Origin of the sequence: Egicoccus halophilus (assembly GCF_004300825.1) — a bacterium.
Classification (GTDB): domain Bacteria; phylum Actinomycetota; class Nitriliruptoria; order Nitriliruptorales; family Nitriliruptoraceae; genus Egicoccus; species Egicoccus halophilus.
This window is the reverse complement of sequence record NZ_CP036250.1, coordinates 2,388,859-2,405,663: the sequence shown is the minus strand read 5'-3', so window position 1 is coordinate 2,405,663 and position 16,805 is coordinate 2,388,859. Positions and strand designations below refer to the sequence as shown.

16 protein-coding genes and 1 pseudogene are annotated in these 16,805 nt (G+C 71.6%); 9 read left to right on the top strand and 8 right to left on the bottom strand.

Annotation, left to right across the window (positions count from 1 at the left end; genetic code table 11):
• Positions 1 to 66: 66 nt before the first annotated feature.
• Complete coding sequence (locus ELR47_RS10760) at positions 67 to 780, top strand: hypothetical protein (protein ID WP_130649898.1); 714 nt, start codon at positions 67 to 69, stop codon at positions 778 to 780.
• Between the two features lie 395 nt (positions 781 to 1,175).
• Here ELR47_RS10760 and ELR47_RS10755 read toward each other — a convergent pair whose 3' ends face one another.
• Positions 1,176 to 2,384, bottom strand: coding sequence for an esterase/lipase family protein (locus tag ELR47_RS10755; protein ID WP_130649897.1), 1,209 nt, complete (start codon positions 2,382 to 2,384; stop codon positions 1,176 to 1,178).
• A 48-nt stretch (positions 2,385 to 2,432) separates the two neighbouring features.
• Between ELR47_RS10755 and ELR47_RS10750 the strand changes: the two genes are divergently transcribed.
• The 3 genes and pseudogenes from ELR47_RS10750 (at position 2,433) to ELR47_RS10740 (ending at position 6,258) form a co-directional block, all read left to right on the top strand.
• The gene (locus tag ELR47_RS10750) at positions 2,433 to 2,870 is read left to right on the top strand and encodes a helix-turn-helix transcriptional regulator (protein ID WP_130649896.1); all 438 of its coding nucleotides are present in this window, start codon (positions 2,433 to 2,435) and stop codon (positions 2,868 to 2,870) included.
• A gap of 315 nt (positions 2,871 to 3,185) precedes the next feature.
• Positions 3,186 to 3,595: pseudogene (locus tag ELR47_RS19345) on the top strand (VOC family protein).
• 281 nt (positions 3,596 to 3,876) lie between these two features.
• Positions 3,877 to 6,258 (top strand): ATP-binding cassette domain-containing protein, encoded by a 2,382-nt coding sequence (locus ELR47_RS10740; RefSeq protein ID WP_130649895.1) that lies wholly within the window; start codon positions 3,877 to 3,879, stop codon positions 6,256 to 6,258.
• Between the two features lie 67 nt (positions 6,259 to 6,325).
• On the opposite strand, the gene ELR47_RS10735 is transcribed toward ELR47_RS10740, so the two are convergent.
• On the bottom strand, positions 6,326 to 7,291 hold the full coding sequence (locus tag ELR47_RS10735; protein WP_229730611.1) for an acetylxylan esterase: 966 nt from the start codon (positions 7,289 to 7,291) through the stop codon (positions 6,326 to 6,328).
• 322 nt (positions 7,292 to 7,613) lie between these two features.
• On the opposite strand from ELR47_RS10735, the gene ELR47_RS10730 reads away from it, so the two are divergent.
• The 3 genes from ELR47_RS10730 (at position 7,614) to ELR47_RS10720 (ending at position 9,063) form a co-directional block, all read left to right on the top strand.
• The gene (locus ELR47_RS10730) at positions 7,614 to 7,853 is read left to right on the top strand and encodes a hypothetical protein (RefSeq protein WP_130649894.1); all 240 of its coding nucleotides are present in this window, start codon (positions 7,614 to 7,616) and stop codon (positions 7,851 to 7,853) included.
• A gap of 330 nt (positions 7,854 to 8,183) precedes the next feature.
• Positions 8,184 to 8,447 carry a hypothetical protein gene (locus ELR47_RS10725; protein ID WP_130649893.1) on the top strand — a complete coding sequence of 88 codons (264 nt, stop codon included), beginning with the start codon at positions 8,184 to 8,186 and terminating at the stop codon, positions 8,445 to 8,447.
• A gap of 232 nt (positions 8,448 to 8,679) precedes the next feature.
• Entirely contained in the window at positions 8,680 to 9,063 is a 384-nt protein-coding gene (locus ELR47_RS10720; RefSeq protein WP_130649892.1) for a hypothetical protein, read from the top strand.
• A gap of 497 nt (positions 9,064 to 9,560) precedes the next feature.
• Here the strand turns inward: ELR47_RS10720 and ELR47_RS10715 are convergent, their stop codons facing one another.
• From ELR47_RS10715 to ELR47_RS10700, 4 genes are all read right to left on the bottom strand, one after another.
• Positions 9,561 to 10,265, bottom strand: a complete 705-nt coding sequence (locus tag ELR47_RS10715; protein ID WP_130649891.1) for a hypothetical protein — start codon at positions 10,263 to 10,265, stop codon at positions 9,561 to 9,563.
• A 379-nt stretch (positions 10,266 to 10,644) separates the two neighbouring features.
• Entirely contained in the window at positions 10,645 to 12,576 is a 1,932-nt protein-coding gene (locus ELR47_RS10710; protein ID WP_130649890.1) for an ATP-dependent metallopeptidase FtsH/Yme1/Tma family protein, read from the bottom strand.
• Between the two features lie 130 nt (positions 12,577 to 12,706).
• Positions 12,707 to 13,351 carry an orotate phosphoribosyltransferase gene (gene pyrE / locus ELR47_RS10705; RefSeq protein ID WP_130649889.1) on the bottom strand — a complete coding sequence of 215 codons (645 nt, stop codon included), beginning with the start codon at positions 13,349 to 13,351 and terminating at the stop codon, positions 12,707 to 12,709.
• Positions 13,352 to 13,487: 136 nt separating this feature from the next.
• On the bottom strand, positions 13,488 to 14,105 hold the full coding sequence (locus ELR47_RS10700; RefSeq protein ID WP_165404002.1) for a 5' nucleotidase, NT5C type: 618 nt from the start codon (positions 14,103 to 14,105) through the stop codon (positions 13,488 to 13,490).
• A 257-nt stretch (positions 14,106 to 14,362) separates the two neighbouring features.
• On the opposite strand from ELR47_RS10700, the gene mihF reads away from it, so the two are divergent.
• On the top strand, positions 14,363 to 14,683 hold the full coding sequence (gene mihF, locus ELR47_RS10695; protein ID WP_130649887.1) for an integration host factor, actinobacterial type: 321 nt from the start codon (positions 14,363 to 14,365) through the stop codon (positions 14,681 to 14,683).
• Positions 14,680 to 15,243 (top strand): guanylate kinase, encoded by a 564-nt coding sequence (gmk, locus tag ELR47_RS10690; protein ID WP_130649886.1) that lies wholly within the window; start codon positions 14,680 to 14,682, stop codon positions 15,241 to 15,243. Before mihF ends, gmk begins: the two co-directional genes overlap by 4 nt.
• A 29-nt stretch (positions 15,244 to 15,272) precedes the next feature.
• On the opposite strand, the gene ELR47_RS10685 is transcribed toward gmk, so the two are convergent.
• Both ELR47_RS10685 and ELR47_RS10680 read right to left on the bottom strand, forming a co-directional pair.
• Positions 15,273 to 15,842, bottom strand: coding sequence for a LemA family protein (locus tag ELR47_RS10685; RefSeq protein WP_130649885.1), 570 nt, complete (start codon positions 15,840 to 15,842; stop codon positions 15,273 to 15,275).
• A 19-nt stretch (positions 15,843 to 15,861) separates the two neighbouring features.
• A complete protein-coding gene (locus ELR47_RS10680) occupies positions 15,862 to 16,626 on the bottom strand; it encodes a hypothetical protein (RefSeq protein WP_130649884.1) in 765 nt (254 codons plus the stop codon).
• Positions 16,627 to 16,805: the final 179 nt, after the last annotated feature.

Here is a 16,805-nt window from a genome sequence, read left to right as displayed (position 1 = left end):
CTCCCCGCACGTCGGCTGCCGAGGGCGTATCGAGCGGGATGGCATCATCTGCGGGATGCCACGGTCGTGGGCCGCATCATCGGGGGTGTCGTGGACGAGCCGGACTGGGTGTCGTGGCGGTGGTCGGTTGGGCTCGCAGGCGCCGTCACGGTCGTCGGTGCGTGGCTGTTCGGGTTCGGTTCTCCGGCGTGGTTCGCCGCACCGGTTCTGGCGGCGATGGCGGTGCCGCGACTGCGGGACCGCCCCGGTGTCGCGATCTCCCCGGCGGCATTCTTGGCCCAGAACGTCCCTGCCGTCGTCATCCTGGGGCTGGTCGTCCGTGACGCGGTGACGCTCGGCGAGCTGGGCCCTCTGGTCGCGAGCTCGGCCGGGGGGTTCGTTCTGCTCATCGGGGTCTGGCACGGTCTGTGGATGGGCCGTGACCGGGGAGCGGTCGCTGGCCTGGGGGTCGCGCTCGCCGGGTGGTGCGCCGCCCTGGTGGTCAGCGGCTGGCTGGCACCGTTGGAGGAGGCGTACCTGGTGATGGGGGTGTTGCTGCTGCTCGGCGGCGACATCGTGACCACGCTGTCACCGCAGCTTCGCGAGGACATCTGGCTGTGGCCGACGCTGGGGTGGGCCGCCTTCCTGCTGGTGTTCGCCGGTATTCCGCTTCTGGACGGGGAGTTGGTGGCGCAGGCATCTGCCGTGCTGGCGACCGTCACGGTGGGACTTCCCGTCGCCTGGTCGATCAAGCGCTCGGCACGCCGGCAGGAGCGCAGCCGCTGGCGGGTCAGCCGGTAGCCACCACCCTCGCGCTGTCGCTCTCCACGGTGCGTGGCTCACCCCGCCGGTTGAGCAACGCCGTTGACCTTCGCGCAACGGCCGCGCGTTCATCCCGACCCAGCGACACGCGACCCAGCCGGCACGTTCGGTGCGACGCACGTGCGTCGGGAGCCGGCTGTGTGCAGATGAGCACGCACGGATCGACGGTCGCGGCGGCGCGGGCCGCGATCCGTGCGTCCGGACGTCGGGCGGTGCGGACCAGGGCGCACGGATGGTCCTGGCGAGGGCACGCGCCCGTAGACCGGTGATCCGCTGCGGACCATGAGGGGCGCCACCGGCTGACGTCACACTCGGCCGGGGTGCCAGGATGCGAGCGGCCTTCGGCGTGCCGTCGCGGGTCGCGGGTGGTGGTACTACGGGACGGCCAGCGTCGAGAGGAGCGAGCCGACGGCCGGATGCCGTGCCAGTGCGGTGTGTGTGGCGTCGACCTCGCGGACGACGACCGGTCCACCCTCGCCGATGCGCCGGTGACTCCCGGCCCCGACCGCCGACCGGGAGCGGACCAGCAGGTCACCGAACACCGCGTTGAGCGGATGCGCGGCGCTCGGACGCAGCCGGCCGACCACGAGGTGGTGCGTCACGCCGTCGAGCCACGGCTCGTCCGGCACGAGCCCGCTGAGCAGGTCGTCCGCGACGGCGACGGACCCGACGTCCTCGACCAGGGTCCCGTGGCGCAGGTCCTTGATGCCCTGCGAGCGCTGTTCCAGCAGGGTCGCGAGCGGCGCGGTCTGCGGCGAGACCTGCCGCAGCACCCAGCCGCTGACGTTCGCCGCCTTCTCCAGCCACGACCCGAGATGCGGCGTGCCGAGGTAGACGACGTCGCTGAGCAGGGGCAGCCACGCGTGGTCCTGCGCCTGCGCCGTCTGGCAGGCGGCGCGGCTGACGAGTCCGCCCATCGAGTGGCCGACCACGACGATCCGCTCGACCGGCACCGGCCAGTGGTGGACCACGTCCTCGAGCAGCCGCGCCAGGTCGGCGCCGTTGCGGCCGACCGCGCGGCCTGTGCCGTAGCGGACGAGAAGTGAGGTCGATCCGGCGGTCTCGGCGACCGTGGGCAGGCTCGTGTCGCCCGGCTCCGCCAGGGCCCAGGTGGCCTCCGAGTCGACCAGGCCGTGCACGAACACGACGAGGCTGCCGGTGGCGCCGGGATAGGCCGACTGCAGCGAGGTCCGGTCGGGAGCCACCACCGAGCCGGACCGCCGGAGCGTGAACTCGAGGTCGAGTTCCGGACTGCCCTCCAGCAGTTCCTGGGCGAGGACCCCGTGCGCGACGGCTCGGGCCTTCACCGCCGCGGGCGAGGCCTCGGCGTCCGCCTCCCCGATCCGCTCGGCCAGCGACGCGCCGACGTCGCCGGCGGCGTGGAACGCGATCTGCGCCGCGTCGTACATGCCGCGCACGATCTGGTCGTGGATCGCCCGGACGGGATGTCCGAGCGGACCGGTCCAGCGGAAGGCCCCGTCGGTGATCGCGCGGTGCATCCCCGACACGGCCGGGAGGATCACACGTCCCGCCACCGCCGCGGTCAGCCGGGACCAGCCCCGGACCTCGTCGACCGTCACCACGCACGCACCACCCGTCTCGACCGGCAAGGTATGGCAGGATCCACCGCGATGAACCGTTCCACCGCCGCCGATCCCGCGCTGCGCGACCTCGCGCTGCTGCGACGGGTGCGCGACCGGATCGACCGCGAGTACGCCCGGCCGCTGAACGTCGAGGCGCTCGCCGGCGGCGTCGGCTTGTCGGCCGGCCACCTCAGCCGCCGGTTCAAGGCGGCCTACGGCGAGTCGCCCTACCACTACCTCATGACCCGCCGGATCGAGCGCGCGATGGCGTTGCTGCGGCACGGCGACCGGACGGTCACCGAGGTCTGCTTCGCGGTCGGCTGCTCGTCGCTGGGCACCTTCAGCACGCGCTTCACCGAGCTGGTCGGCGTGCCGCCCAGCGTCTACCGCCAGCAGCAGTCGAGCCACCCGGACGCCGGGATCCCGCCGTGCGAGCTGCGACGCGTGACGCGACCGATCCGGACGAGGACGTCGGCGACGAGTTGATCCCGGTCAGCCCCCGTCCGCTTCCGATGCGAGGCTTGCGACCCGGTCAGGACCGACCGGGGGGCAACGAGCGGAGCGAGACTTTTGAACCCGGTCAGGACCGACCGGGGGGCAACGAGCGGAGCGAGACTCGTGAACCCGGTCAGGACCGACCGGGGGGCAACGAGCGGAGCGAGACTTTTGAACCCGGTCAGGACCGACCCGGGCAACGAGCGGAGCGAGACTTTTGAACCCGGTCAGGAAGAGAGAAGCGGCCGCGATGCTGCCGGGCGTAGCGTGATCCGTGTCGAGCCCGCGACCCTGGAAGGACACGACATGGACATCGCCATCCACACCACGTTCCTGCCGCACGACGACCCGGAGGCCTCGCTCGCGTTCTACCGGGACGTGCTCGGCTTCGAGGTCCGCAAGCAGGTCGAGTACGGCGGGATGCACTGGAACACGGTCGGCCCGCCCACGCAGCCGGAGGTGAACATCGTGCTGCACTCGCGGGCGTGGACCCGGGCGTGACCGAGGAGGAGCGGCGCACCATCGCCGAGATGATGGCCAAGGGCACCTTCGCGAGCATCATGCTCTCGGCCAAGGACCTCGACGGCCTGTTCGAGACGCTGCAGGCCAACGACGTCGAGGTGATGCAGGAGCCGACCGAGCAACCGTGGGGGACCCGGGACGGTGCCGTGCGTGACCCGGCTGGCAACACCGTCCGCATCCAGCAGCAGGCGTGATGCCCGCCGTGGACGGCGTCCGTGATTCCGCGACCCGCACGGCGGACACGCTGGCCATGCGGGCGACCCCGGCAGTCGACGCCTAGGTCGCCACGGCCTCGGTCGACGGTGTGGCACACCTTGGTGCCGCGGTCGTGAGGTCGAGGAGTTCCCCGGGCGGGTGCTGATTCGCGACGGCAGGTGGCTGGTGCGATGAGTCCTCCCGGGCGTCGACGTCACAGGACCGCACGACTGCAGCGCGGAGCCGATGCGGGGACGACCCCGACGAGGAGACGACGAGCATGACGACGGACGAGACGGGCACCAGTGGGGTGCACCCGGCCGACCGGCACGACCTCATCCGGGTGCAGGGCGCCCGCGAGAACAACCTCAAGGACGTCGACGTCGCGATCCCGAAGCGTCGCCTGACGGTCTTCACCGGCGTGTCCGGGTCGGGCAAGAGCTCGCTGGTGTTCGGCACGATCGCCGCCGAGTCGCAGCGGATGATCAACGAGACCTACAGCGCCTTCGTGCAGGGCTTCATGCCGAGCCTGAACCGGCCGGAGGTCGACGTGCTCGAGGGGCTCACCACCGCGATCGTGGTCGACCAGGAACGCATGGGCGCCAACCCGCGCTCGACGGTCGGCACCGCGACCGACGCGAACGCGATGCTGCGGATCCTGTTCAGCCGGCTGGGTGACCCACACGTCGGTCCGCCCAGCGCGTACTCGTTCAACACGCCGTCGGTGCGGGCCAGCGGTGCCATCACCGTCGAGCGGGGCAAGCAGGCCAAGGCGGAGAAGGCCACGTTCACCCGCCTGGGTGGGATGTGTCCCGGGTGCGAGGGCATGGGCGTCGTCTCCGACATCGACCCCGCGGCGCTGTACGACCCGGACAGGTCGATCGACGAGGGCGCGATCCTCGTCCCCGGCTACAGCATGGAGGGCTGGTACGGGCGGATCTACCGGGGATGTGGCTGGTTCGACACCACCAAGGCGATCCGCGACTTCACCGCCCAGGAGCTCGACGACCTGCTGCACCGCGAGGCGACCAAGATCAAGGTCGACGGCATCAACATCACCTACCTCGGCCTGATCCCACAGATCCAGAAGTCGCACCTGTCCAAGGACGTCGAGTCGCTGCAGCCGCACATCCGCCGGTTCGTCGAACGGGCGGTGCGCTTCACCGCCTGCCCGGACTGCGAGGGGACCCGGCTGACGGCCGAGGCGCGCGCGTCGAAGATCGCCGGCCGGTCGATCGCCGACGTGTGTGCGATGCAGATCAGCGACCTCGCCGCTTGGGTCCGTGACCTCGACGAGCCGTCGGTCGCGCCGCTGCTCGCCGGCATCCAGCACCTGCTGGACGCCTTCGTGCGGATCGGGCTCGGCTACCTGTCCCTGGACCGTCCCGCGGGCACGCTGTCGGGCGGCGAGGCGCAGCGCACCAAGCTGATCCGGCACCTCGGCTCGGCACTCACCGACGTCACCTACGTGTTCGACGAGCCCACCATCGGCATGCACCCGCACGACATCGAGCGGATGAACGCGCTCCTGCTGCAGTTGCGCGACAAGGGCAACACGGTGCTCGTCGTGGAGCACAAGCCGGAAACGATCGCGATCGCCGACCACGTCGTCGACCTCGGTCCGGGCGCCGGGACGTCCGGGGGGACGATCTGCTTCGAGGGCGACCTCGACGGCCTGCGTGCGAGCGACACGGTCACCGGGCGCCACCTCGACGACCGCGCCGCCCTCAAGCCGCAGGTGCGCGCCGCCACCGGCGTGCTGGAGGTCCGTGGCGCGTCGACCCACAACCTGCAGGACGTCGACGTGGACCTCCCGCTCGGGGTGCTGTGCGTGGTGACGGGCGTGGCGGGATCGGGCAAGAGTTCGCTGATCCACGGTTCGGTCGTCGGCCGCGACGGCGTGGTGGTCCTCGACCAGAGCCCGATCAAGGGGTCGCGGCGGAGCAACCCGGCCACCTACACGGGGCTGCTCGACGCGGTCCGCAAGGCGTTCGCGAAGGCCAACGGGGTCAAGCCGGGCCTGTTCAGCGCCAACTCCGAAGGTGCCTGTCCGGCCTGCAACGGCGCGGGGGTGATCTACACCGACCTGGGCGTCATGGCGACCGTCGAGTCGACCTGCGAGGCCTGCGAGGGCCGCCGGTTCCAGCCGGCGGTGCTCGGGTACACGCTCGGCGGTCGCAACATCGCCGAGGTCCTGGCCATGCCCGTGTCCGAGGCGGAGGCGTACTTCGCCGAGGGGGAGGCGCGTACGCCGGCCGCTCACCAGGTGTCGCGCCGGCTGGCGGAAGTCGGGCTCGGCTACCTCACCCTCGGCCAGCCGTTGACGACCCTGTCGGGTGGGGAGCGCCAACGGCTGAAGCTCGCGATCGCCATGGCCGAACCGGGCCAGGTCTACGTGCTCGACGAACCGACCACGGGCCTGCACCTCGCCGACGTCGAACAGTTGCTCGGTCTGCTGGACCGGCTGGTCGACGACGGCCGGTCGGTACTCGTGATCGAGCACCACCAGGCCGTGATGGCGCATGCCGACTGGATCGTGGACCTCGGTCCGGGCGCCGGGCACGACGGCGGACGGATCGTGTTCGAGGGCACCCCGTCCGACCTGGTCGCCTCGCGCGGCACCCTGACCGCCGAGCACCTGGCGGCCTACGTCGGGGCGTGAGCGGTCGACGTCGGGGCGTGAGCGGCCTCGCGAGCAGACGTCGCGAGGGGTGGCGGGGTGGCGGCGCTCAGCCCAGCGCGTCGCGCAGGAAGGCGAGTTCCTCGGCGACGTGGTGCGCGCCGCCGCCCTCGTGCTCGTTGAACTCGTAGACCCGGATGTCCTTGAGGCCGCCGTAGGCGTGGTATGCGGCGAACACCGTCGAGGGCGGACAGACCGGGTCGGCCAGTCCCACCGAGAACAGCGCCGGCGCACTCGCCCGCCGGGCGTGGTTGACGACGTCGAGGTAGCTCAGCGTGCGGAACACCGCCTCGACCCGGTCGCGATGCGCCGAGCAGTAGCGGGTGAGCTCGCCGTAGGGCATTGCGTCGGTGATCTGGACCGCCCGCCGGAAGTGGGCGAGGAACGGCACGGAGCTCGACACGGCCGCCGGACGTGACGCCAGGTGTGCCGCGGCCAGCGCCATCCCGCCCCCCTGGCTGCCGCCGAGCACGGCGACCCGCTCGTCGTCGACCAGCGGGTGCTGGCGGACGGCGTCGACGGCCCGGGCCGCGTCGACGAACAGGCGGGTGTAATAAGCGTGTGCCGGGTCGGCGATGCCGCGGGTGAGGAACCCGGACGTCGCGGGGGCGCCGGTGTCACCGATGTCGGCCGTGTCCCCGACCGACCAGCCGGCACCCTGGCCGCGGGTGTCCATGACGAGGTGGGCGAAACCGGCCGAGGCCCACAGCAGTCGCTCGTGCGCGAGTCCGCGGCCGCCGCCGTAGCCGACGTACTCGACCACCGTCGGTAGCGGCGCGTCGGCGTTCCTCGGCGTGACGAGCCACCCCTTGACGGGGGTGCCGCCGTGGCCGGCGAAGGTGACGTCGGCGACCTCGACGGTGTGCAGGTCCGTCCCGGACGGGACGAACGTCGCAGCCAGCGGGTGGGACGCCACCTCGTCGCGCTGGCGCTGCCAGAACGCGTCGAAGTCGTCGGGTTCGGCAACCGTGGGGCGGTACGCCCACAGCTCCTCGAGCGACATGTCGACCAGCACGCGCGAACCTTCCACGTCGAGAACCCCGGGTGGTCCGGAGGCGCGCGCACGCTACCGCCCGCGACCGGCGGCAACGTCGGGGAGATCATCCAGCATGTTGCTCGTCTCCGTCTCCGTCTTCGACGAGGACCGTGGCCGGGACGTGCTCGTCACCGTGCAGGACGCGTGATCGTCGAACGCTGCCACGAGCCGGTGATCCGGGCGTGGTGCCCAGCTGTCGAGGGACGCCGCGAAGGTGGCCTGTCGACAGGGCAGCCCACAAGAGCGCGACGCTTCGATGCGAACTTCGTATGCTCCGGCGAGTCGAACACACGGTGCGGATGTGACCGACAGCTGGTGGGTCTACGACAGACCGCTGATGCGCGACGTCATCTTCGCGGCATCGCTGCTGTGCGGCGCTGCTGCCGCCGTCGTGGGCATCGCTGGCATGGAGAACCCGTCAGCACTGGGCGCGCTCTACAACGTACTCGGCGGTGCGGTTGCGGGGTTCTTCTTCGCGGGCGTCGTCGGCGGTTCCGTACGGAACTTCATCCGCGGCTACCGGGGAGGCAGCAGCCCGTAGGCCGGCGGAACGGGTGCGGGCTCAACAGGTGCGGGCTCAACGGGTGATCGCAACAGCTCGCTGATCGGCGGCTGTGAGCCGACCGCCAAGCGTCGTTCATCGGCCCCTACGGTCCGGCACGCTCCGACGCCGGCATGTCAACGCCAGGGGTATGCCCTGGTCACGAGCTTGGACGTGGGTCGGGTCGACTTCGCTCTTTCGTTCGCCCTGCCGAGGAAGCCGCGACCGGCAAGATGCGCGTCGGGCCATGCTCGGGCTACGCGCTCCGGCGGGGCCGTCGTCCTCGCGGGTCAGGCGCACGACGACGCTTCGTTCCACGCGGAGTAGCATGTGCTGGAAGGGATGGACCATGTCGTAGCTGCACGGGGCATCACCGTGAAGGACGCGAGCGAAGACCAACCGGTGAAGAGACATCAGTACCTGCTCGCAGCGCTGATCATGGGGATGGCCGTCACGGCATCATTGCTCATCACGCGGATCCCGCCGTTCTTCAGTTCTGCTGGTGGAGACCCGGTGACGGCTGGCCTCCTTGCGTTCTTCTTCATCGTGTTTGCGGTCGGGGCGCGGATCGTTCGCCCGACTGCGATGGAGTAGCGGCGTCACCGTCTGAGCCGGCCCGGTTCGGTGTTGCCTCCGACTGCGACTCTGGCAGGCCGTTCGAGTCGCGCGCGGGTGCCTTCCCACCGCTGGACTTCCGAGCACGCTCGCGAACGGGTGTGTGACACGGGCGTTCTTGCCGGCCACCTGCTGCCCGGATGCGACGTCCGCCCCCACGAGCTGCAGGGACCACCGGCGGCGACCTACGCTCGTGCCCATGGCCGAGATCATGATGCGAGACCAGAGCCGCGCCGGGCACGTGCTCGGTGGTGCCCGGGTCGCTGACCTGCCTGACGAGGTGAGCATCCGCGACGTGGTCCGTACCCGTATCCACGGCGAGGTGGCGGCCTACAACGCCGGCCCCGGTCCGGTGTTCTGTGGTCTCGTGCAGCCTGCGGATGCGGTCCGCCACAGCGACGGGTTCCGGATGCGCCAGCCCCGCCCGCTCGATGCGGAGCTGCTGATCGCGGCCGCAGAGGAGGCGATCGGCCTCGGGATGCTGTGGCTACGTCTCGACGATCGGCCGGTGGACCTCGACGAGCTGATCACCCCGGCCGATCATGACGAGCTCATCGCCGTGCTGGAGCGGTCGGTCGTCGCCAGCGGCTCCTGAACGAGGTGAGGACGCACCCCACCGCGGTCGCCGCCGCCCTCGTCACCCTCGGCGCAGTCGGCTGGGTGGCGGCCCCGGGGGCGCTGCGGTCGTGACTCCGTCGTCCTTCTGGCTGGATCTGCGTCGAGCGAAGACCGCTCCTGCGGCGGCAGCGACAGCGAGTGCGGTCGCGATGGGCCTGGCCCAACGGATCTCCGACGCGAACACGGCCTGGGGCCACGCTTCCGACGAAAGCGACGAGCAGCAGGGCGACGCAGTGGACGGTCCTACTGATCGTGCTCCCTCTCCCTGATCCGGCCGTGCCAGGTCCGCGCTCTGTAGCCGACTGACGCGACGGCCACGACGGCGAGGACGACGTGGTACCACTCCAAGACGACCACCTGACTGCTCGGGACGCCGGAAGGTAGTAACACCTCGGTGGTCAGGTGACCGGTAAGGCGTGGTTGACGCCGCCCAGTACATCGCCCGGCTCGGAGTAGAGCCTCCGGGCGTTGCGACTAGAGGATGTCGAAGCAGTCGTCGAAGTTGACCCCTCGAAGCGCGAGGAAGGCTCCGAACTCGACCACGGATCGTGGGGTCACCTGAGCAACGCATCCGAGACCCTCGTCGTGCGCCTCCAGCCGCACGTCATCGGCTGCGCTTGCCGCCTCACAGTGAATGCTCCACGGACCGAACCGGCGCAACAGTTCCAGGTCGCTCTCCGCGGTCAGGTCGAGATCGATGCCCATGTTGGGGTCGCCATGTCCGCGGGCAACGCCACGTCCGTGAAGCTCTCGCTGCGCGGAGCGGACAGGCTCCGGCATGGCACGCCAAGCAGGCCAGGTCGAATCAGGCAGGGCGTCGATGTGCGCTCGCTCCAACTGCGATCCGAACGCGTCGAGCAGCAGGTTCCAAGCCGGCGTGATGGCTTCAGTCCCCATGCGCGTGCTGCTGATCCACACGTGACGAACGCGTCGCCGCCTCCGAAACACCTCTACCCCCGCCGCCGATCCCGGCACGCAGTGAACACCACCACCTGGTGCGTCGGAGCCGGAGCACCAGAGGGATCCGGGCGTGTTCGACCGGTGTCGGCGTTCGGTTTCGTGGCCGCAGGTCGGCCTCGGCCTGAGTGGCAGTAGCTCTGCTGATTCGAGCGGGCTTTCAGCGATCTCGCCGGGATCGATGCTCCAAGACGAGGAGACGAGCACGGCGAGCAGCGCCAAGGCGGCTCCGACGCGGAACCAGGGGTGATCAACGAACGTGGAGGCAACCACGAGCGCACTGCCCAGGAGCGCCAAGGAGCTGATGGCGGCAACCTTCGACTCCAGCGGTCTCCGATTGCTGGAGTCGACCCGAACGGGCGTAACTCGACGGCTCGGCCTGGTATCGCGATGCGCCCATCCCGACCCAGCTGCACGCGACCCAGGATGCACGTTCGGTGTGACGCACGTGCGTCGGAAAGCCGGCCGTGTGCAGATGAGCACGCACGGGTCGACGGTCGCGGTGGTACTGAGTGCGATCTGTGCGTCCGGACGTCGGGCGGTGCGGATCAGGGCGCACGGATGGCTCCGGGCAGACCCTGCCGGCGGCACCCGAGCGAGGTCAGCCGGCGGTGACGGTGCCGAGCTCGCCCTGCAGCCGCAGGATGTCGGCCAGGTGCAGCGTCTCCTCGAGCAGCAGCCCGTCGGCGACCGCCTGCAGCAGCGCGGCGTTGGCCTGCAGCAGCGCCCGGGCCTGACCGAGGGCCTCGTCGAGCAGCTCGTTGACGGCCGTGTGCACCTGCGTCGCGAGCGGACCGTTGACGACCTGTTCGGGGGACAGGCTGGCCACGCCCAGCGTGCTCATGCCGTAGCGGGTCACCATGTTGGTGGCCAGCTCCGTGGCGTGCTGGAAGTCGCCGGCGGCGCCCTGCGTGAACGAGCCGTCGAGGAGCCGCTCCTCGGCGGCGCGCCCGCCCATGGCGGTCACGAGCTTGGCGCGGGCCTCCTCCTGGGTGAGGAAGGCGTTGTCGTTGCCGCTCATCCAGGTCACCCCACCCGCCGGACCACGCGGCACGATGGTGACGGTGACCGGGTCGTCGGCGTGCTCCTGCAGCAGGGCGGCCAGGGTGTGCCCGGCCTCGTGCCAGGCGGTGATGGTGCGGTCGCGATCGGTGGTGACCGCGGAACGCCGCTCGCGGCCGAGCATCGCGGTCGACAGGGCCGACTCGAGGTGGCTCGCGGTGACCTCGTCGGCCCCTTGGCGGGCAGCCTCGAGCGTGGCGGCGTTCACCAGCGCCGCGAGGTCCGCGCCGGTCATGCCCGGCGTCCGGCGGGCCAGCGAGACGAGGTCGACGTCGTCGCCCAGACGGCGGCCCTGCGTGTGCAGTTCGAGGATGCGGGTACGTCCGACACGGTCGGGCGCAGGGACCGCGATCCGGCGGTCGAAGCGGCCCGGGCGCAGCAGTGCCTGGTCGAGCACGTCGGCGCGGTTGGTGGCGGCCAGGGTGATGATGCCGGAGCCCTCGAAGCCGTCCATCTCGACGAGCAGCTGGTTGAGGGTGGCCTCGCGTTCGTCGTTGGCGCCCGAGCTCGGACCGTTGCCACGGGCCTTGCCGATGGCGTCGATCTCGTCGATGAAGATGATCGCGCGCTCGTGCTTGCGGGCCTTGGCGAACACGTCGCGGACCCGGCTCGCGCCGACACCGACGAACATCTCGACGAACTCCGAGCCCGACAGGCTGAAGAAGGGCACCCCGGCCTCGCCGGCGACGGCGCGGGCCAGCAGCGTCTTGCCGGTCCCGGGCGGGCCCTCGAGCAGGAAGCCGCGCGGGACGGTCGCGCCGCTGGTGGCGAACTTCTCCGGGTCGTGGAGCAGTTCGACGACCTCGCGCAGTTCGCTGACGGCCTCGTCGGCGCCGGCGACGTCGCAGAAACGGGTGGTCGGCACGGCCGCGGGACCGCGGCTGGACTTGCCGTACTGCCCGAACCCGCCCTTGCGGGCCACGAACCAGAGCAGGAAGCCGACGATGATCAGGGCCGGCAGCAGGTTGGTCAGCACCGGCGTGAGACGGTCCGGCTCCGGACGCGGCTCACCCGTGAACGGCACACCCGCGGCGGAGAACGCGGCGGCGAGGTCACGGCCGTAGCCGTCGTTGAACGCCGCGACCACCTGCTGCCCCTCGGGCAGCGCGAACGAGCCGTCGGCGTCGACCTGGGGCGAGCCGGTCGTCGCCGGGTCGCCCAGCACGAGGAGCACCTCGCGGCTGGCGTCGTCGATGCTGGCGAAGGCGACCTCGCCGGCCGCGACCCGGGCCAGCGCCTCGGAGAGCACGACCCGCTCGGGTTCGACCTCGGGGGCCGGCCAGGACAGCGCGATGCTCCCGCCGACGACCGCGAGCAGTGCGACGGCGGCGAACCAGACGCGCTTGTCGCGCCAGACGTCGGGGGAGGGGCCGTCGCCTCGCAACGAGCGGCGTGGCGAGGTGGTGGCCTCGGAGCGGGAGGGTCGGCGCGGCTTGAGCACGGGCGACTCACGGTCTCGGTGGAGCGACATCGGTCAGGCTAACCCTCCCATCGACCCACTGTCCTTCCCGGGGCGAGCAGCGGCACGTCGTGCGCGCGCCATCGCAAAGGTTGCGTGAAGGCCCCGTCCGGCCGGTTGCGTCGTCGCGTACCGGGACGACTCAACCGACCCCGTAGGTCGCCCGGTACGCCGCGAGCCGGTCGAGGTCGTCGTTGCCGAGCACCCGACGACCATCGACCTCGCGGTCGCGCAGGTGCTCGACGAGGTCGTCGACCGTCGCGAGTGCGGCGACCTGCAGCCCGTACTCCGCGGCCAGCTCGTCCAGCGCCGTGACGTCGGTGCGGGAACCGCGCTCGCGACGGTCGACCCCGACCACCAGCCCGAGCACCTCGACGTCGGCGGCCGCGCGCAGCAGCGGCAGGGTGGTGCGGATCGAGGTGCCAGCCGTGGTCACGTCCTCGACGACGACCACGCGGTCACCGTCGCGCAGCTGGGCGCCGACGAGCTGGCCGCCCTCGCCGTGGTCCTTGGCCTCCTTGCGGTCGAAGCAGAACCCGACGTCGCGTCCGTGGTGCTCGGCCAGCGCGATGGCGGTGGTCACCGCGAGCGGGATGCCCTTGTAGGCGGGGCCGAAAAGGACGTCGACGTCGTCACCGAAGGTCTCGACCACCAGCTCGGCGTAGAAGCGGCCGAGTTCGGCGACCTGGGCGCCGGTGCGGTAGCGGCCGGCGTTGACGAAGTACGGGGTGCGCCGGCCCGACTTGGCGACGAAGTCCCCGAAGGTGAGCACGTCGCAGCGGACCATGAAGTCGACGAAGTCGCGGGTGCGGGCGTGGCGGTCGATGAGCGCGTCCGTTCCGGTCGAGGCGCCGGCAGCGTAGGCGTAGCACCGGCGACGGCTCGACGGGGCGCAACCGTCACCACCCCGCGGTCGACGGGTGCTACTCGAGGTCGAGGGGGAGGGGGACCTGGCGGCGGCGGGCGTCGAGCTCACCCTCGACGAGGGCCACGACGTCGTCCCAGCTCGTCGCGCGCGGTCCGGGCAGGTCGCGGTTGTAGGGCTGGTCGAACACGATCGCGGCCTTGCCGGCCTCGCGCAGGGCGATCACGTTGCTGGGCGAGTCGTCGACGTACAGGTCCGCGCCGACGTTGGGCTTGTCGCCGATGAAGCACAGGTCGCGGTAGGGGATGCGGTGCTCGTCGAGCCAGAAGGCCGTGTCGGCCGCGGTCGACTCGTGGGCCCAGTTGAACAGCAGCCGGTGGGTGATGATGCGGATCCACACGCCGGCGTCCGACAGCCGCCACAGCGCTTCGGACACGCCGGGCAGCGCGTCCATGGTGCGGAACATGCGGTCCTCGAGCACGGCCTTGCGGTGGGCCTGCTCGAACTGCTCGAAGGTCAGACCCCACTGCGAGTAGGCGTCCATGACCGTCTGCGGTGGCAGCTGGTCGGGTTCGCGGCCGAAGTGGCGTACGACCGAGGCACGGAACGCGCCCTCGTAGTCGGCGCAGACCCCGTCGAGGTCGACCCCGAGGACGAACTGATCGATGCTGCTCAACGCCACTCCTGCCCACCGGGTACGCGTGCCGGCCGCGACCGCCACGCCGGTCGCCGGGACGCTAGCGGCTGCCCCACCGGACACCCCGATGCCACCCTCACCCCATCGAGCGGCCCGGCGCCGAACCTCCGCCCGACGCGGGCGTCGACCTCCCGCCGTCCGCCTCCGGACTAGGGTGCACCTCTCCGCCCACCGCACGTCCCGCACCCCCGCCGCATGCCTCGGCACCGCGGCGCGCCGTCCGGAGCGAATCGATCATGCCGCTGCCCGAGCTCGACCCCGAGCAGCGCCGCGCCGCCCTGCAGAAGGCGGCGGAGGCGCGCCGCATCCGTGCGGAGCTCAAGCAGATGCTCAAGGCCGGTGAGGTCAGTCTGGGCGAGGTGCTGGAGCGGGCCGGCAGCGCCGACGCGTTGGCGAAGATGAAGGTGTCGGAGGTCATCGAGGCCATGCCGGCCTACGGTCCGGTCAAGGCCCGACGGCTCATGGAGCGGCTCGACATCGCCCCGACCCGCCGCCTGCGCGGTCTCGGTCCCCGCCAGACCGAGGCGCTGCTGGCGACCTTCGAGTCGCGCTCGTGACGCGTGGTCTGCTGGTCGTCATCGCCGGCCCGAGCGGCGTGGGCAAGGGCACGGTGCACGCCCGCCTGCGCGCGACGCTGCCCGACGCGGTGCTGTCGGTCTCGGCCACCACCCGCGCCGCCCGGCCACGCGAGGTCGACGGCGTCCACTACCGCTTCCTCGACCGCCTCGGCTTCGAGGCGATGGTGACCCGGGGCGAGCTGCTCGAGTGGGCCGAGTACGCCGGCAACCTGTACGGCACCCCGCGCGGCCCGGTCGCCGAGGCGGTCGCCGACGGCAAGGTCGTGCTGCTCGACATCGAGGTGCAGGGCGCCCTGCAGGTGCGCGAGCAGGATCCCGACGCGCTGCTGGTGTTCCTCGCCCCACCGTCGTTCGACGAGCTCGAACGCCGCCTGCGCCAGCGTGGGACGGAGGACGACGTGGCCGTCGCCGCCCGTCTCGAGGTCGCACGCCGCGAACTCGCGCAGCGCGACGCGTTCGACCAGGTGGTCGTCAACGACGACCTCGAGCGCTGCGTCGCCGAGGTCCGCGACGCGATCGCGGCCGCCCGAACCGGCTGACGCGGCCGGCCGCCGCCCACCTCGCGCGGTCAGCTCGCCACGTGCGGGGCGTGGCGCGCGGCGGCGTCGAGGATCTCGAACAGCGGGCGCGGTTCGAACCCGAAGCCCGAGGCGACGAGGTTCGACGGGAACGCCTGCCGGCGTCGCTCGTAGGCGGCCACCTCGAGGTTGTACAGACGTCGCGAGGCGGAGATGCGGTCCTCGGTGTCGACCAGCTCGCGTTGCAGGTCCAGGAACACCCGGTCGGCGCGCAGCTGCGGATAGGCCTCCGACAGCGCGAGCAGCCCGGTGAGCCGTTCGGTCAGCGCGTCCTCGGCACGGGCCTGCTCGGACACCGTGACGTCCTCGGGGACGGCCGCGACGGCACGGTTGCGGGCCTCGACGACGCGCTCGAGCAACTGCCGTTCGTGCGCCGCGTAGCCCTGCACGCTGTGGACCAGGTTGGGCACGAGGTCATGGCGTCGCTGCAGCTCGACGTCGATGCCCGCCCAGGCCGCGTCCATCGAGGCGCGCTGGGCGACGAACCGGTTGTAGGAGTAGACGACCAGCAGGGGCAGGGTGAGCACGAGCGCGATCACGACGACGAGGCCGGGTTCCACGGGGTCTCCTGACGGCGCGTCAGCGCGGATGGTCGACGGCGCGCCAGAACGACGTCGGCACGTGGGCGAGCAGCCGGGCCGTGTCCTGGCGCACGGCCGGCAACCGCCCGATGCAGCCGGTCAGCGAGTCGTCGCGCTGCGACGGGTCGCCGGCGAGCACCAGCAGGTCGCCGGTGAGCTCGACCGTGCGCCCGGTGTACTCGTCGAGCAGCAGCTGCTGGAGTCGGGCGTCGAGCAGTTGGACCGTCAGCATCCGGTCGTCGGCGACCACCCGGAAGCGGCGGTTGAAGGTGTCCGACTCGAGCTGGTGGTCGCGGCGGCTCAGCCCGAGCCGGCCGAACACCGACTCCGGGCCGACGGAGACGTGGTCGGGGATCCGCACGGGGAGCCGGGTCACGCCGACCATCGTGCGCCGCGTCACGTAGCTGGTGGTGGTGTTGCCGTTGGCGTCGCGGTTCTGGCGTCGCTCCTCCCACCACCACTCGAAGGCGCTCGCGTGCACGTCGACGGCCTCGCCGGCCATCGTCGTCGACAGCGGGCCCTCGACGCCGTGACGAACCCCGTAGCGCCGGTCGCCCTTCGGGCAGCCGGCGAAGCCGCGCGCCAGTTCGCGGGCGTCGAGGCCGGCCGGGTGGTCGGTCCGGCGCAGGCCCGGTTCGCGTTCGAGCAGTCGGGTCATCGACTCCTGCAACGCCTGCCGGTGGCGCCAGGCGGCGTACGACGCCAGGCCGCCGATGGCCACCACGGCCAGCACGACGAGCACCGCCCCGTCCATCGTGCGCATCACCCCACCGGCAGGTCCGCCCGGTCGCCGGACCACGGCCACCCACCGTAGCCGGCCGACCACCTGTCCCGAGGCGGTTGTGGACGCGACCCGCGGCGGGTGCACGGACACCGTCGGGTCGAGGCGGTAGCCTGCCCGTGACCGCTGCGGCGGGGTCTCGGCCTGCCGTCGGGCCCGGT

Coding starts and splice junctions, on each gene's coding strand:
- ELR47_RS10750 (WP_130649896.1), top strand. CDS start 2,433: ATGAACCGTTCCACCGCCGCCGATCCCGCGCTGCGCGACCTCGCGCTG.
- ELR47_RS10740 (WP_130649895.1), top strand. CDS start 3,877: ATGACGACGGACGAGACGGGCACCAGTGGGGTGCACCCGGCCGACCGG.
- ELR47_RS10720 (WP_130649892.1), top strand. CDS start 8,680: ATGATGCGAGACCAGAGCCGCGCCGGGCACGTGCTCGGTGGTGCCCGG.
- ELR47_RS10710 (WP_130649890.1), bottom strand. CDS start 12,576: ATGTCGCTCCACCGAGACCGTGAGTCGCCCGTGCTCAAGCCGCGCCGA.
- pyrE (WP_130649889.1), bottom strand. CDS start 13,351: ATGGTCCGCTGCGACGTGCTCACCTTCGGGGACTTCGTCGCCAAGTCG.
- mihF (WP_130649887.1), top strand. CDS start 14,363: ATGCCGCTGCCCGAGCTCGACCCCGAGCAGCGCCGCGCCGCCCTGCAG.
- ELR47_RS10680 (WP_130649884.1), bottom strand. CDS start 16,626: ATGCGCACGATGGACGGGGCGGTGCTCGTCGTGCTGGCCGTGGTGGCC.